We start from the raw sequence: 14206 nt of genomic DNA, 5'->3' as shown, positions 1-14206 counted from the left end.
TTTGCAATGGGGACCGGCTGTGCATGCCGATTGAGGTTTTCTCATGTCCAAACCTTATATAACCGATTGGGGGAGAGAATATGGATAATCAGCACCTGCTTTCTGAAAAAAAAGCCAGTGTTCTGCTTTTAACGCTGAACAGACCGGACAGCCTGAATGCTTTCAGCAGTGAAATGATTACCGGCCTGACTAAAGCATTCCGCCAGGCTGATCAGGATGAGGATATTAAAGCAATTGTCTTATCCGGCGCAGGCAGATCTTTCTCTGCAGGCGGAGACGTAAAAACAATGGGGCAGGCAGGTCCGGCAGAAATCTATGAACATATCGGGAAACTCAATGAGTGCATTTTAAGCATAAAAGCCGCCAGCAAGCCTGTCATTGCTGCTGTTCATGGATTCGCAGCAGGAGCTGGCTTCAATCTCGCACTCGCATGTGATTTGATCATTGCTGCAGATGACAGCCGCTTTGCGATGAGTTTTTCACAAGTGGGGCTAATTTCAGATGGAGGGGGATCATTTTTCCTGCCGCGGCTGATCGGGCCTCATCTTGCAAAGGAGTTTTTCTTTACGGCTGAAGCGATACCTGCGGACAGGCTGCTGCAGATGGGGATTGTCAGCAGAATTGTACCTGGCACGGAGCTGAGAGAAGAAGCGTTGGCTGTGGCAGAAAAGCTGGCATCAGGACCTGTCAAAGCATATGGGATGATGAAGAAGCTGATTGATGGCGCCCATGCCTCTACACTTGAGGGGGTATTGGAACAAGAACGCCTTATCCAGACGATGATGGCCGGAACAGAAGATCATTTAGAGGGAATTGCAGCATTCAAAGAAAAACGGAAGCCGCAATTCCAGGGAAAGTGAGGGGAACTTATATGAAGGCAATTCAGTTAAAGGAATATGGAGGACCTGATGTCCTGAAGCTTGTTGAAATGGACGTTCCAGAGCCAAGAGGACATGAGGTGCTGATTCAAATCCGCTCGATTGGCGTTAACTATGCCGATACAGCAAGGAGAGAGGGCCAGTATGTAGTAAAAACCCCCCTCCCCTTCATTCCTGGTGCGGAAGTGGCTGGAGTGGTCAAGGCAGTTGGAGAAAAGGCGGATATAGTGCCGGGCACCAGGGTAGTGGCACTGATAGAATCCGGCGGATATTCGGAATTTGCCATTGTCGACAGCAGGGGGCTCATTCCCATTCCGGAAGGACTTGACTTCCATGAGGCAGCGGCACTGCCCCTCCAGGGACTGAGCGCTTATCACATTTTAAAGACAATGGGGAGGCTTCAAAAAGGAGAAAATGTTCTTGTCCATGCAGCTGCTGGAGGTGTGGGAACACTGGCAGTCCAGCTTGCCAGGATATTTGGCGCTGGAAAGATTATCGCGACAGCCAGCTCAGAGCAAAAACTCAGACTGGCCGGGGATATGGGGGCTGACGTTCTGGTGGACTATACAGAAAGCGGATGGGAGGAGAAAGTAAGGGAAGCAACAGAGGGCAAGGGGGCCGATCTGGCACTTGAAATGGCCGGGGGAGAGGTTTTCGCTAAAACCATGAAGTGTCTCGCACCGTTTGGAAGGGTTGTCGTCTATGGCGTGGCAAGCGGAGAGCAATACAGAATGTACCCATCCTCACTGATGGCACGGAACCAGTCTGTGATTGGATTCTTCCTCCCGCAAATCATGAAAATGCCGGAGCTTCTTCATTCAAGCATGAAGGAACTGCTCGGCTACCTGGCAGAAGGTAAATTGAAGCTGACGGTCGGCGGAATTTATCCCCTGGAGGAAGCTCCATTTGTTCATGAACAGATGCAGGGGAGGAAAACGAGCGGCAAACTGATTTTAACGCCTTAAAACCTGCTGAAGGCAAATTTTTAGGCTTTTCTTCTTATTCATTTCACCTTTTCAGCCCTCCTTCATACTATATAAAGTAGTTTAAGAAGGAGGCTTGAATTCAGCATGGATAATGGATTCTTTAAAAATATCGAGAAGAAAACAGGCGTTAATATGAAAGATATTCTGGAGCTGGCGAATTCTTTGCAGAATGCAAATTTCAAGGATGAAAAAACTGTCCGCAGCGTAATCCGCAGGGTATCCCAAATTGCCAACAAGCCGGTCCCAAAAGCAACAGAAGATAAAATTGTACAATCCATCGTCGCGGACGGCAAACAGCTGGATTTCAATACAATCAGCCAGATGATCAATAAAAAATAATCTGCAGAAAAGGACTTGGAGCGTGCCAAGTCCTTCTTTGCCTTCTTATGCCATTTTAGCTCCTTACCGGTGCAAGAAACCTGGAAGGCCTCGCCTTTTTGCCCCGCCTTTTCTGCGGGACAGATATGAACAGCTCCTCCTGTGCCCGTGTAACCGCTACATATAATAGCCTTCTTTCCTCTTCCATCGGGTCAGGGTCCCCATTCCTGTAAGCTTCAAGGGCGAAGTCATGGGGGATGCTCCCGTCAACAGCCCCGATAATATAAACAGTCTTATATTCAAGGCCTTTTGAGCGGTGAATCGTACTGAGTGTTATGCTATTGTCCCTTATATTGCCGGGCTTTTTCATTTCTTTATTCATGGCGCGCATATGCTCGGCATGCTCAAGAAATTCTGCTATGCTCTCAAAATTGTTGGCAGCAACCTTTAAATCGCGAATATCATCTGAGCCTTTTTCCATACTGGAGCCTTCCAGCCCGCGTTTTTTAAGAAAGTCATTGAATCCGAGTTCTTTTTCTATCATATCAATGGCAGCTGCAGGACTCTTCGACTTGATGGAACGAATCGATGGGACAGCCCTTGCCAGCTTTTTCTCCTGAAAAGCAAATCCTGTTTTCACATCAGCAAGGCACTCGAGAAGAGTCCTGTCGGTCAGTATGCTTTCTGCTTTCAAGTCCTGCAGTACAGATTGCTTCAGGAAGAGCGCAGGGAGGATATTTTTGATGGATTCCTGGCTATCCTCATCAAGAGCCAATTTTAAGAAAGCCAGGAGGGTCCTCACTAAATAACGATCGTAAAATGATTCAGCATCCTGGTCAATCCTGAATGGCAGGCTGGAATTGGCCAGCCTTTCAAAAATGGCCCTCATCCCTGCGTGGGTCCTGAATAATACCGCAAATTCCCCTGGACTTCCGCCCTGGGAAATCTTCTCCTGGATATCGGTCACGATCATCGTCGCTTCTTCTTCCTCATCAAGCGGGAAAAAGAGGAGAGGCTTCCTTGCTTTTGAATACTGGGCTTTCATCTTTTTGTCGCGCCGCTGCTTGTTTTTGACAATGATGCTGTTGGCCGCAGACACGATTTCATGTGCGGAACGGTAGTTCTGATCAAGCACAACGATGCTGGCAGCCGGGAAATCTTTATCAAATTCGAGCAGATACCGAGGGTCGCTTCCCCGGAACGCATAAATAGACTGATCATCATCTCCGACTGCACAAACATTATTACTTTTTGCGGAAAGCATCTTAATCAGCTCATACTGGACTTTATTGATATCCTGGAATTCATCAATAAGGAAATAGTGAAAGCGGTTTTGATAAGACTCCAGAATATGGGGATGCTCCTGGAAAAGACGGTAACAGCCAAGAAGCATATCATCAAAATCGAAGAGCCTGTGAATCTCTTTATATTCTTCATAGAGCCTGTATAATTCTGTAACCGTTTTGTCCCAATCAGTTGCAGGTTTTGTGTCCTGTGGAAGAATAAGAGAGTTCTTCCAGAAACCGATTTTCTGCAGAGCCAGATCGAAAGCAAAGTCCTTTTCATCGATTTTCAGCTCTTTTGCAGCCCCTTTTAAAATCTGCTCCCGCTGCCATTCTTTTTTTAGCAGCTTTTGAGAGTTCCATCCTTCTCTGTCATGAAAGGAGAGGATGCGGTAAAAAATACTGTGGAAGGTGCCGGCAAGGAGCTGCTGTGCCTGGGCAGACTTTATGCCTGGATAGTCAATCAGCCTTCTTTTCATTTCAGCAGCAGCTTTAGCTGTGAAAGTAACCAGCATGATGGATTTTGGGTCTATTCTCAGCTCTTGGAGCATATAAGCAGTACGGGTGGTTAAAACCCTCGTCTTTCCGCTGCCTGCCCCGGCCAGAACAAGCAGGGGTCCGTCGATATGAGATACAGCAGCAGATTGTGCAGCATCCAGTTGGAATCCATTGTCTGCGAGATCCTTCAGGTATCCGCTGGCAGCTTTGTTTTTAAGAGGCATAGACTGGAAAGGGGCACCTGTTTTTACAAATGAAGCTTCCTGGAACACAGGAGGAGGCATTGTCTCAGCAGTGATCGTCCTCGATTTAGGCAGCCTGAACCCGCCGGCGGAGATTTCCGCTTCAACCGGCTCTTTTTTCACCTCGTTCAATGTCTCCTCTGCATCCTGGCATTCAGCATTGGAGTGAAGATGGTAGAAGTGGGGGGAAGCCTGTATCCCCAAGTACATCCTCACCCGCTCTCCGCAGGCAGGACAGAAAAGATTGCCCTTCTTTCCTTCATCATAGATTTTTTGGAATTCTTCGCGGCTGTAGTTATCTATATTAATAGTCTGTTGCCGGTAAACAGCAGTTTTCATGAAAAGTCATCCCCGTTTTTCTAGTTCATCTATTATGTATTGAATACCCATAAACCTGGGTTTCCACCTGGAAAAAATAAATATTTTATACCCGTAAACATGCCGAAGCCGGCGAAGTCTATCATAACAAAACAAGTGATTTAAAAAAAGGAGTTTCCTCAGTTTATCACGCGGGCCAAGGGGTATAGGAAGGAAAATATACATTTTCGGCAAAGTCTGGAAAAGACCTTGAAATGGAGGAATGGACAATGGGGTATATCGTGCCTTTCAATCATTATCAATACAATCAGTATGCTGTGAGGGACTTGGATAAAAAGCAGGATCCGTTCCGGCTTTATCCAGTTTCAAGGGTGAACAGAGTGGAAAATGACACACAATGGTTCCAGCCGGAGCAGCTGTTTCAATTTTCGCGTCCTGCTGAGACCCGATACTCGGAGGAAAAGCCGGCGAGGAAGGTAAATGAACGGACTGTTGAAAGAGTGTACGGGGACATGACAGGTAAAGGGACACTATTCAGCGAATCAATTTAAGGGACGTAAAGAAAGGGAGAGCCTAGAAGGTCTGCACATGCAGGGGCTCTCCCTTTTTCCATTCAGCGTAAAGCACATCTTTGACCGTTTTAGCTCCCCATCCCTTCAGTTCGGTTTGAAGCCTGCTTTCATCCCAATGGATCATATGCAGATTATCGGTGACAATTTCACCGTCAAGCACCAGGGTGACTGGAAGCTCTTCCGGCTGCAGCTGGATTTTGAAATCCTTGGCTGCAGGGGAGCTGTATTCCGGTTTCTTAAGCACGCTTACTGTCCCATCTGTTTCAAGTATCGCATACTCGCATTCGCGTATTGAAAAAATATCCTTGGACCTCAATAGATGCTGCAGCTGATTGATGTCAAGGTGATTCTTCTTTAAAGAGTCGTATACAATCTTCCCCTTTTTAATGACGATCGATGGTTCTCCCTCTAAAAAACGGCGCATTCTTTTATATCTCTGTGTCAAATACTCAGTGAAATAAATCAATACTCCCCATAAGAAGACGGCAAACAGGATTTGCCCCAGGCCGATCTCCTTATCAAATAATGCATTTCCCACCAGTTCTCCCAAAACAAGGGCTGAAACAAAGTCAAATGTTGTGATTTGGGTGATCTGTGTTTTGCCCAGGAACTTAGTGATTAAAAAAAGGGCGGCAAAACCCACAACCAGCTCTGCGAAAATATGCAGATATTCCATGGCTATAACTCCTTTTCGTCCTTATTATTTTCATAGTATGTACGGACATGGAGGAAATTATTGACTGGGAAAAGTATTTTTCAATAGGAAAGGCGCCCTGAAATAAGGGCGCCCGGGTTTTTATAAGTACTTTTTCATTGTGCGGTGAGGGATGCCAGCATCCATAAATTCCTCAGAGACCACTTCATAGCCCAGTTTGCTGTAAAAAGGGATGGCCTGTGTCTGGGCATTCAGCTTAACAGCAGGAAGTTCCTGCTCTCTGGCAAGCTCTTCGATTTTATCCATGACAGCCTTGCCAGCCCCAATTTTGCGGGAATCTTTAAGGACGCAGATCCTTTCAGCCTTCCCGACCCCATCTACGACTCTGTACCTTCCGGCTGCTGCCGGAAGGTGGCTGTCATCGTAGAGAATGATATGGACGGCTTCCTTTTCGAACTCATCATACTCTTCTTCTTCTGGGACCTGCTGTTCGTCTATAAAGACGATTCGCCTGATATTATATACATCTTCAATCTCTTGCTGTTCAACTGCTTTTTTTACGATCACGATTTAAAATTCCTTTCCAAAACGAAATGTTTCATATACTGTCCAAGAACCGTTTTCCAGCTGATAGAGCAGATGGAAGCGGTCGATTGTTTCCTCATAGTTGACACGCTCCATGCGGAGTGAGCCGAAGACATCGGAATGCTCGTCATCCGAGAGCTTTTGCCCGACTGTAATATGGGGAACAAATGCATATTCCTGATTTTCGCCCCCGGGAAATATTTGATTGATTTCCGTGTGGAGTGCATCCAGGTAATCATCTGGTTCAACCTTAAGGTAAATCACGTTGTTGACCGGTTGAAAAGAGCTGAACTTATTGACCTTCATATTAAAAGGCCTAGCATTCTCAGCTGCTTTATGAAGCTTTTCGGAAAGCGATTCAGCCTGCTCATCAGTTGCCTCAAAAGCACCTTTCAGTGTCAAGTGCGGCGGAATGAGAGCATAATGCGGATCATAGCGCTTCCGATAGGAATTGGCCAGATCTTGAAGTTTCTTTGCAGGAAATATAACTATTCCATATTTCATCCTGAATACCTCCATTGATAAAAATGATAAGCACATATATAAGATTTGTTTATCTATTATAACAAATTTTCCGACTTCAATGATATAACAGGTGCTTTTTTAAGGCCGATTGTTTTTGAAAATCAATAAAATGTCTTAGGATTGAAGGCTGAGGACGCCTTTTTTGCTAATGCGTCTTGTGCTTGAGGGCGTTGCCAGGACGCGGCGTACTTAGTCCGCGTTCCTCGATAGAACAGTCGCCTCCGCTTTTCTTAAAGCATGTGCTTCAAAGCTCTTTTAAAGTCCGGCTGCCAGTATTTCCAGGTATGATTGCCTTCGAATTCGTCGTAGAAATATTGAAAACCTCTCTCAGATAATATGGATGAGAGACTTCTATTTGGTGTAAGGAAGTCTTCTATTTCTCCTTTAGTCGTTTTTACTTCTGTCTCTTGCGTGCCGATTACATGATAGATATTCAGCAGGCCGGGGGTTGGAAAGCTCCGGGCAGCTTTAAGGATGCTTTCGTCCACATAAGGAGATTGAAGGATTGTTTTCCCGAATGTATGCGGGTATTCCAGCGAAGCCAGGAGCGAGACTGAAGCGCCAAGTGAGTCTCCGGCCAAAATGCGGCCCTGCCCCATTTGGTAAGTAGGGAATTCTGCATCAAGGTAAGGCACGAGCTCATGTGCCAGGAATCGTATGTACGCCCTGTGTTTATCTCCCTCCGGATGATATTTGCTTCTGCGGTCATGCACATTTTTATAAGGGATGCCCACAATGATAACGTTTTCTATTTCTCTTTTGTGAAGGAGCTCGTCCGCTGCCCGTCCTGCCCGTCCCATTTGGAAATAATCCTTTCCATCCTGGGCAATGAGAAGGGAATATTTATAAAGAGGAGAATAAGAGGGAGGAAGATAGATAAGTATATCCAGCTCTTCTCCCAGCTCCCTGCTCTGAAAAGAGATTTCTTTTATCGTTCCTTTTTGAATTTCCATTCCAGACCTCCATTAACAGCTTTGTAAGCCTTTTAAAAGGAATTCTAACATAAGAATTTAAGAATTGCCCAATCTGTGCACCTTATTGGTTCAGCCTATTGCAGTAATATGTTATCATTGGATAATAAATCCAATTTTAATCCATTAATATTAATAACTCTTCAACATTGAAGGCAAAGACAGTTTTCCTTGCCGGCATAACCGCCCCACTATTGGTTTTAGGACCGACCAAGGGATGGTAATTGACAATTGTGCAAAAGTTTATGTTAAAATAAACTTGAGAAATTCTAAATAAAAACAGAGGGGGAAATTCTATGAAAAGAAAAAGTTTTCTACTTTCAGCAGCATTGCTGCTGGCGCTTTCTATGATTCTTGCTGCCTGCGGCGGCAATTCAGATGAAGGCGGTTCAGACAATGGAGGGGAAGGCGGATCAGAAAAGCCTAAATTCCTCAGCATCGTTACCGGTGGAACCGGCGGTACATACTTCCCGCTTGGAGGCGCATTTGCGGATATCATTTCCGATGAAACCGGCATCCAGGCCAATGCTGAAACATCAGGCGCTTCTGCCGAGAACATGAATACGCTTAAGGATGGAAATGCTGAAATTGCTTTTTCACAAACTGATATTGCCTCATATGCAAAAGATGGAAAGCTGATGTTTGAAGGTTCTGCTGTTGACAATGTCAGCGCTATCGGAACGCTTTATCCTGAAACGATTCAAATCGTCACTACAGCTAAATCCGGCATCAAATCTGTTGAGGATTTGAAAGGCAAGAAGGTTTCTGTCGGTGCTCCAGGTTCAGGCACGAACCCGAATGCAGAACAGATCCTTGAAGTGCATGGGATGACATTTGATGACATCGACAAGCAGGATCTTTCTTTTGACGAGTCTACTGCAGGTATCCAGGATGGAACTATCGATGCGGCTTTCGTAACTGCCGGAACTCCTACTGGTGCTGTTGAAGGTCTTTCAGCAACTGAAGAAGTTGTCATTGTTCCTATCGAACAAGACAAAATTGATGCTCTGATTGAGAAGTACCCTTATTATATCCAGGATGAAGTCCCATCTGGAACTTACGGACTCTCTGATGCAGTAGCAACTGTTGCTGTACAGGCGATGCTTGTCGTGGCAAATGACCTGTCTGAAGATACGGTTTACGACATTACTAAGGCTATCTTTGAAAACACAGACAAGATCACACACGCAAAAGGCAAATTGATTACAGCTGAAAGTGCTCTTAATGGGGTAGGCATCGATGTGCACCCGGGAGCTCAGAAGTATTTTGACGAAAAAGGCGTAAAAGCCGAATAGTCTGCTGATTTTTCTAAATGGCTTCACCCTGGCCGGCGCCGCAAACCTGAACAGGTTACCGCGCCGGTCAATTCTCTTTAAGAGGACCTGAAGTTTAAGTCAGCCTTAGCCCAATGAGAGATGGGCCAGGTGAAGGTGTTGGCCTTCATCCCATTTTCTAACAGGGGGTCCTGATGAAAAAACGAACTAGATTGAAGAGAGCATTATTGCTGCTTCCCCTCTTAATTGCTGCCATTGCAATTATTATCTTTATCCCTTACAAAAAAGCACTTGTAATTCAATACCAAAATACAGGCAAAGTGCTTGCCTATATCCCTTTCACCGAGGAAGAAATTTTTAAAATAAAATATACCCATTCAATCCATCTTTCAGATGTGGTAGAGAGCTATAAACCAACAAAGGATTTGAAGATCCGGCAATACGAGCTTATGTATGAAGATTTTGCCATCGGCATGCCTGACAACGCTTCCGCAGGTGAGGTATTTGAACAAAAGGACGGGAAATACTATATCCGGAATATGAATAGAGTATTCCCTCATTTTGATATGCGGACAGGCAAGGTCAGGGCAAATCATAGAATTATATATTACGGAACCGAGTATCCTATGGCAGGTTTTATCGAGCCGGGAACATGGGTAAGATTTACAATTGATAAAATAAACATTTACCAGCAGTTGGAAGGAGTGAATATCCTTGAGCAATAAAGGAGAAACACTGACTCAGGAACAGCAGCAGGAGCTGCTCGAAAAATATGATCCCGAAGCGGGGACGCGAAAGCTGAAGGGAGTGCTGGGATGGATTGTCTTTTTAGGCTTGCTGTCCTTCTCCCTATTTCAGCTTTACACTGGAATATTCGGTGTATTGACAGCGCAGCTACAGCGTTCCATCCACTTGGGATTTGCACTTGCGCTTATTTTTCTTCTTTTCCCGGCGAGGAAAAAGGACAGGGGGAAAAAGCATAAGGTAGCTTGGTATGATTTAATCCTTGCCATTGCTGCGGTTGCAGTAGGGGCATACTGGCCGCTTATGATTGATGAAATCGTTATGAGGGTCGGCCGTTTGACTGATCTTGATTTTTATATTGGACTTACAGCAATCATCCTTGTCCTTGAGGCAACCAGGAGGGCAGTCGGGCTTCCTATAACCATCATTGCTGCCCTTTTTCTTGCGTATGCCTTATACGGTCCTTATATGCCCGGATTCCTTGCGCACAGAGGCTTGGATCTCCAAAGGCTGGTGCAGACGATGTTCTTTACAACCGAAGGGATATTGGGTACGCCCCTCGGAGTTTCTGCCACCTTCATTTTCCTGTTCCTGCTGTTCGGGTCGTTCCTGGTAAAAACGGGTGTGGGGCAATATTTCAATGATCTGGCTGTCAGCATTGCCGGAAAAAGGACAGGCGGGCCTGCGAAGGTAGCGATCTTCTCCAGTGCACTTCAGGGTACGATCAGCGGGAGCTCAGTTGCCAATGTGGTAACTTCAGGTTCTTTTACAATCCCGATGATGAAAAAGCTTGGATACAAGAAGGAATTTGCCGGAGCCGTTGAGGCAGCAGCTTCTACAGGCGGACAGCTGATGCCGCCAATCATGGGGGCTGCGGCCTTCCTGATGGTCGAATTCATTGGCGGAGGCATCACCTACTGGGATATTGCCAAAGCAGCAGCGATTCCTGCCCTTCTTTATTTCACGGGGATATGGATCATGACCCACTTTGAAGCGAAAAGAATAGGGCTCAGGGGCCTGAAGAAAGAAGAAATGCCAAACCGCAAAGAAGTGCTGAGCAAAATCTATCTGCTGCTGCCTATCCTGGCAGTGGTCGTCCTGCTTATGAGCGGTATGAGTGTAATTAGGGCCGCTCTCTGGTCTATCCTCATTACAATAGCAGTCAGCGCTATCAAAAAAGAAACCAGGATTAATTTTAAAGATGCTATTGACGCGCTCGTTGACGGTGCAAGAACTGCCCTTGGTGTAGCCGCTGCAACCGCAGCTGCCGGCATTATCGTCGGGGTGGTAACCAAGACAGGGCTGGGGCTGAAGCTGGCAAATGGACTGCTTGATCTGGCCGGCGGTGCTTTAATACCGACGCTTATGCTGACCATGGTGGCTGCAATCGTTCTGGGAATGGGTTCACCGACAACTGCGAACTATGTTATCACGTCTACGATTGCGGCACCGGCCATCATTTTGCTTGGCGTGCCTGATTTATCGGCTCACTTGTTTGTTTTTTATTTTGGCATCATTGCCGATATCACACCGCCTGTTGCGCTTGCAGCTTTTGCTGCTGCAGGGGTTTCCGGAGGAGAGCCAATCAAGACAGGCGTCAATTCGGCGAAGCTGGCAATCGCGGCCTTCATCATTCCATATATGTTCGTTCTGTCACCTGAATTACTAATGATAGATACTACTTGGTATTATCTGATTTGGGTGGTCTTTACCGCTTTGGCAGGAATGATGGCAATTGGGGCAGGGGTAATCGGCTACTGGTTCAGAAGATTAATGTGGTTTGAACGCATAATCGGCATTGTTGGTGGTTTATGCCTCATCTATCCAGAAACTTTAACAGATATAATCGGCCTTGTTTCATTTGCAGCTCTTATCATCCTTCAGTTCGTTATTAAAAGGGATGATTCACTAAAGCCGCAGACTGCAGGCTGAATTACAAAGGGAGTCCAATCGGGCTCCTTTTTTGAATGATTAAAATTGTGATAATATGGATGTGGAGAAAGATTTTTGAATATTAACATAGCTTGATTGCAAATCGAGTGGGGCGGAGGCGAAATATAGGTGGCCAAAGCAGAAGAGCTAATCCCAATACAAATATTGAAATTAGCTGATTTTACGGTATGTCTGCTCTTTTTCCGGCATGAGCGAAAGAATGTTTTCGAGCTTGAAGATTCTCATTTGCCTTCTTGTGAAGCAATAGGCAAGAACGGTAGTCCCATTTATATCCTTTACTAAAATCTTCCTTTGTGTCAGCTTGTTCTTGGCTGAAAGATAGATTACCTGTATAGCCATATTTTTTTCCATTGATCTGTATAAAATGCCTTTCATTTAGTTTTCCTCCCATTAAGCCATCTTAGGGCTTTCATTTCTTGTATTTTTATTATATGCGAACAAATGTTCTTTTTCAAGTAAGAGGCTTAACTTTTTTCATTTTTTTACATTTTAGAGTCACTTGATATATCGGTGCTTGCTTTAAAGAAAATCGACTAGGGGATTGCTATGAATAAGCATATGATTGAATTAATTGAGGCAGAGAAAAACATAAAAGGGAAGATGATTCTCACTAATATCAATTTAAAGCTGGATGAGGGAGAACGGGCAGCTATAATCGGGCACAATGGCTCCGGGAAAAGCACCTTATTGAAACTGATGGCAGGATTTTTTGAACCTACTGCCGGAAGCGTAAAAAGGAGGACCAAGAAGATCGGGTTTGTTCCTGAACATTTCCCTGATCAAAATCGGTTCAGGATGAGAGAGTTTCTTTTGTCTGCAGGAAGAATGGGAGGCCGAACGAAGTCAGAGCTTGAGGAAGAGATTGAATATTATGCTGAGTTATTCAATGCAGAAGGGTTTCTGGAAACTCCCTTGAAGAATTGTTCTAAGGGAACGATGCAGAAGGCTGGGATTATCCAGGCCCTTCTGCTGCAGCCGGATGTTCTCCTCCTGGATGAGCCATTGACCGGTCTGGACGAGGAAGCCCAGCAGGCATTCCTCAGGTACCTTCCAGGCCTTAAAGGAAAAATGGCCATTGCTTTTACTGCTCATGAAAACTTCCTTGTCAGAGAGGCGGCGGACAGGGTGATTGAATTGGAAAATGGTTCTGTTGTATCTGATGTTAATAATGTTGCAGAAGCCGTAAAATACATAAAAGCCCTAGTCCCGCATATTTCTATCCTAAAAGAGTTGCCAGCTGTTCAGTATAGCCAATTGGACCATAACCTGTTTATTCTTAAAGAAGCAGCTTCGGCATCAGACGTCCTTCTAAAAAGCCTTCTTGATTCTGGCTGTTCAATTGTTGAAGTGATAGAAAGGGGGGGAGCGCTTTGATGGCTTTCCTTCAGTATCAGCTCAGAAGTGTAATCAGATCTTACAGATTCCTGCCTCCGTATACTGTTTACCTGGTCTGGATTTTCGTATTGTACACCTACGAAGGGGCACCCGTCCTTAGCAGCTACGCGGTCTCATCGATTGCTTTATATTTGTGTACAGCCTGGCTGGGCATGCTTTTCTTTTCCTTGGATCAGGAACAGGAAAAGTTTATCCTTATGTCACACCTGGGCAGCAAAAAGAAATACCTTGCTGGCAAGGCGGCTGCTGTGTTTGTCTCCTCCCTGCCGCTCATGATATTTGCTATCTACTTTCCTGTGATCACAGGAAGCTTTAGATTGGAAATGGAGATTTCTTTTTACCTGCTGGCTTTCTATGCCCATATTATGCTGGCGATTCTGGGCCTGCTTGTATCAATGCTTTTCTCTGGCGGACTGAACGCGGATAAAAGGTATGCCTGGCTGGCCGCTGTTCTCATACTTACAGCTTCATTAGCAGCAGAATCAGCCGCAGATGAGTGGAAGGGAGCTTCCTGGTTCCTCTGGCTGCTGCCCCCTGTCATGAGGGCGCTGAGTTATCTAAGCCAGGGGGACATTGCGGCTAAACTGGCACCATTGCTAAAAGACAGTCTGATTATAGTGGCTTACTGTTTGGCAGCAGCTGCTGCGGGGGTTCGTTTATTTTTAAAAAAGGAAGCGTGAATGGACATCGGGTGAGGATTCATATTTAACAAATTGGTTAAGGGGAACTGTCACATGCCTCTTTAGGCAATGGAGACGTTCTCCAAACCGCAAAATAAAAAATATATTAAAACGAAAAAATATCTGAAATAGTATTGACTTTGCCCCGAAAATGAATATAATTAAATATGTAGTTAAGACACGATCTGATAGTTCAGCGGGAGAATACTTCCTTGACAGGGAAGGGGTCGGGGGTTCGAATCCCTCTCAGATCATACTGAAGGATGCGTGGCAGTATAATGCCACGCATCTTTTTTTGATGATATTTAGTATAGAAGCAAAAAAGGGCT

Annotated in this window: 15 protein-coding genes and 1 tRNA gene; 10 read left to right on the top strand and 6 right to left on the bottom strand. The window is 45.3% G+C overall.

The window, feature by feature from the left end; translation table 11 throughout:
• The first annotated feature begins 80 nt into the window (after window positions 1–80).
• From Q9R36_RS04575 to spoVIF, 3 genes are all read left to right on the top strand, one after another.
• A complete protein-coding gene (locus Q9R36_RS04575) occupies window positions 81–860 on the top strand; it encodes an enoyl-CoA hydratase/isomerase family protein (RefSeq protein WP_009794147.1) in 780 nt (259 codons plus the stop codon).
• Window positions 861–871: 11 nt separating this feature from the next.
• Window positions 872–1843, top strand: coding sequence for a quinone oxidoreductase family protein (locus Q9R36_RS04570; RefSeq protein ID WP_311224590.1), 972 nt, complete (start codon window positions 872–874; stop codon window positions 1841–1843).
• A 105-nt stretch (window positions 1844–1948) separates the two neighbouring features.
• Entirely contained in the window at window positions 1949–2203 is a 255-nt protein-coding gene (spoVIF, locus tag Q9R36_RS04565) for a sporulation-specific transcription regulator SpoVIF (RefSeq protein ID WP_009794149.1), read from the top strand.
• Window positions 2204–2258: 55 nt separating this feature from the next.
• Here the strand turns inward: spoVIF and Q9R36_RS04560 are convergent, their stop codons facing one another.
• Complete coding sequence (locus tag Q9R36_RS04560; protein ID WP_311224589.1) at window positions 2259–4544, bottom strand: UvrD-helicase domain-containing protein; 2286 nt, start codon at window positions 4542–4544, stop codon at window positions 2259–2261.
• A 248-nt stretch (window positions 4545–4792) separates the two neighbouring features.
• Between Q9R36_RS04560 and Q9R36_RS04555 the strand changes: the two genes are divergently transcribed.
• Window positions 4793–5074, top strand: a complete 282-nt coding sequence (locus tag Q9R36_RS04555; RefSeq protein WP_022543618.1) for a hypothetical protein — start codon at window positions 4793–4795, stop codon at window positions 5072–5074.
• A 22-nt stretch (window positions 5075–5096) separates the two neighbouring features.
• On the opposite strand, the gene Q9R36_RS04550 is transcribed toward Q9R36_RS04555, so the two are convergent.
• The 4 genes from Q9R36_RS04550 to Q9R36_RS04535 form a co-directional block, all read right to left on the bottom strand.
• A complete protein-coding gene (locus Q9R36_RS04550; protein WP_009794152.1) occupies window positions 5097–5771 on the bottom strand; it encodes a DUF421 domain-containing protein in 675 nt (224 codons plus the stop codon).
• A 120-nt stretch (window positions 5772–5891) separates the two neighbouring features.
• A complete protein-coding gene (locus tag Q9R36_RS04545) occupies window positions 5892–6317 on the bottom strand; it encodes a GNAT family N-acetyltransferase (protein ID WP_009794153.1) in 426 nt (141 codons plus the stop codon).
• Window positions 6318–6320: 3 nt separating this feature from the next.
• Window positions 6321–6839 (bottom strand): YjcG family protein, encoded by a 519-nt coding sequence (locus tag Q9R36_RS04540; protein ID WP_022543619.1) that lies wholly within the window; start codon window positions 6837–6839, stop codon window positions 6321–6323.
• Between the two features lie 251 nt (window positions 6840–7090).
• Window positions 7091–7813: an alpha/beta hydrolase gene (locus Q9R36_RS04535; RefSeq protein WP_094768213.1), complete on the bottom strand. Its 723-nt coding sequence runs from the start codon at window positions 7811–7813 to the stop codon at window positions 7091–7093.
• Between the two features lie 314 nt (window positions 7814–8127).
• Here Q9R36_RS04535 and Q9R36_RS04530 point away from each other — a divergent pair, with 314 nt between their 5' ends.
• The 3 genes from Q9R36_RS04530 to Q9R36_RS04520 all read left to right on the top strand — a co-directional run bounded on the left by Q9R36_RS04530 (window position 8128) and on the right by Q9R36_RS04520 (window position 11781).
• Entirely contained in the window at window positions 8128–9126 is a 999-nt protein-coding gene (locus tag Q9R36_RS04530) for a TAXI family TRAP transporter solute-binding subunit (protein WP_009794156.1), read from the top strand.
• Between the two features lie 173 nt (window positions 9127–9299).
• A complete protein-coding gene (locus Q9R36_RS04525) occupies window positions 9300–9830 on the top strand; it encodes a DUF1850 domain-containing protein (protein WP_311224588.1) in 531 nt (176 codons plus the stop codon).
• Entirely contained in the window at window positions 9820–11781 is a 1962-nt protein-coding gene (locus Q9R36_RS04520; RefSeq protein ID WP_311224587.1) for a TRAP transporter permease, read from the top strand. The genes Q9R36_RS04525 and Q9R36_RS04520 overlap by 11 nt, the downstream gene beginning before the upstream one ends.
• Before the next feature lie 171 nt (window positions 11782–11952).
• Here the strand turns inward: Q9R36_RS04520 and Q9R36_RS04515 are convergent, their stop codons facing one another.
• The gene (locus Q9R36_RS04515) at window positions 11953–12177 is read right to left on the bottom strand and encodes a hypothetical protein (protein ID WP_009794159.1); all 225 of its coding nucleotides are present in this window, start codon (window positions 12175–12177) and stop codon (window positions 11953–11955) included.
• Between the two features lie 171 nt (window positions 12178–12348).
• On the opposite strand from Q9R36_RS04515, the gene Q9R36_RS04510 reads away from it, so the two are divergent.
• From Q9R36_RS04510 to Q9R36_RS04500, 3 genes are all read left to right on the top strand, one after another.
• Entirely contained in the window at window positions 12349–13176 is an 828-nt protein-coding gene (locus Q9R36_RS04510) for an ATP-binding cassette domain-containing protein (protein ID WP_311224586.1), read from the top strand.
• Window positions 13173–13877 carry a hypothetical protein gene (locus Q9R36_RS04505; protein WP_022543620.1) on the top strand — a complete coding sequence of 235 codons (705 nt, stop codon included), beginning with the start codon at window positions 13173–13175 and terminating at the stop codon, window positions 13875–13877. The genes Q9R36_RS04510 and Q9R36_RS04505 overlap by 4 nt, the downstream gene beginning before the upstream one ends.
• Before the next feature lie 182 nt (window positions 13878–14059).
• Window positions 14060–14131 (top strand) — tRNA-Val (locus Q9R36_RS04500).
• Window positions 14132–14206 lie beyond the last annotated feature (75 nt).

The organism is Bacillus sp. AG4(2022) (assembly GCF_031844465.1).
Lineage (GTDB): Bacteria > Bacillota > Bacilli > Bacillales > Cytobacillaceae > Bacillus_AB > Bacillus_AB infantis.
The sequence above is the reverse complement of the archived record's forward strand: the minus strand, read 5'-3'. Positions and strand labels throughout refer to the sequence as shown.

Bases quoted from the DNA above. Each gene is read 5' to 3' on its own strand.
- Q9R36_RS04560 (WP_311224589.1), bottom strand. From the start codon at position 4,544: ATGAAAACTGCTGTTTACCGGCAACAGACTATTAATATAGATAACTAC.
- Q9R36_RS04530 (WP_009794156.1), top strand. From the start codon at position 8,128: ATGAAAAGAAAAAGTTTTCTACTTTCAGCAGCATTGCTGCTGGCGCTT.
- Q9R36_RS04570 (WP_311224590.1), top strand. From the start codon at position 872: ATGAAGGCAATTCAGTTAAAGGAATATGGAGGACCTGATGTCCTGAAG.
- Q9R36_RS04540 (WP_022543619.1), bottom strand. From the start codon at position 6,839: ATGAAATATGGAATAGTTATATTTCCTGCAAAGAAACTTCAAGATCTG.
- spoVIF (WP_009794149.1), top strand. From the start codon at position 1,949: ATGGATAATGGATTCTTTAAAAATATCGAGAAGAAAACAGGCGTTAAT.
- Q9R36_RS04510 (WP_311224586.1), top strand. From the start codon at position 12,349: ATGAATAAGCATATGATTGAATTAATTGAGGCAGAGAAAAACATAAAA.
- Q9R36_RS04525 (WP_311224588.1), top strand. From the start codon at position 9,300: ATGAAAAAACGAACTAGATTGAAGAGAGCATTATTGCTGCTTCCCCTC.
- Q9R36_RS04550 (WP_009794152.1), bottom strand. From the start codon at position 5,771: ATGGAATATCTGCATATTTTCGCAGAGCTGGTTGTGGGTTTTGCCGCC.
- Q9R36_RS04575 (WP_009794147.1), top strand. From the start codon at position 81: ATGGATAATCAGCACCTGCTTTCTGAAAAAAAAGCCAGTGTTCTGCTT.
- Q9R36_RS04535 (WP_094768213.1), bottom strand. From the start codon at position 7,813: ATGGAAATTCAAAAAGGAACGATAAAAGAAATCTCTTTTCAGAGCAGG.
- Q9R36_RS04515 (WP_009794159.1), bottom strand. From the start codon at position 12,177: ATGAAAGGCATTTTATACAGATCAATGGAAAAAAATATGGCTATACAG.
- Q9R36_RS04555 (WP_022543618.1), top strand. From the start codon at position 4,793: ATGGGGTATATCGTGCCTTTCAATCATTATCAATACAATCAGTATGCT.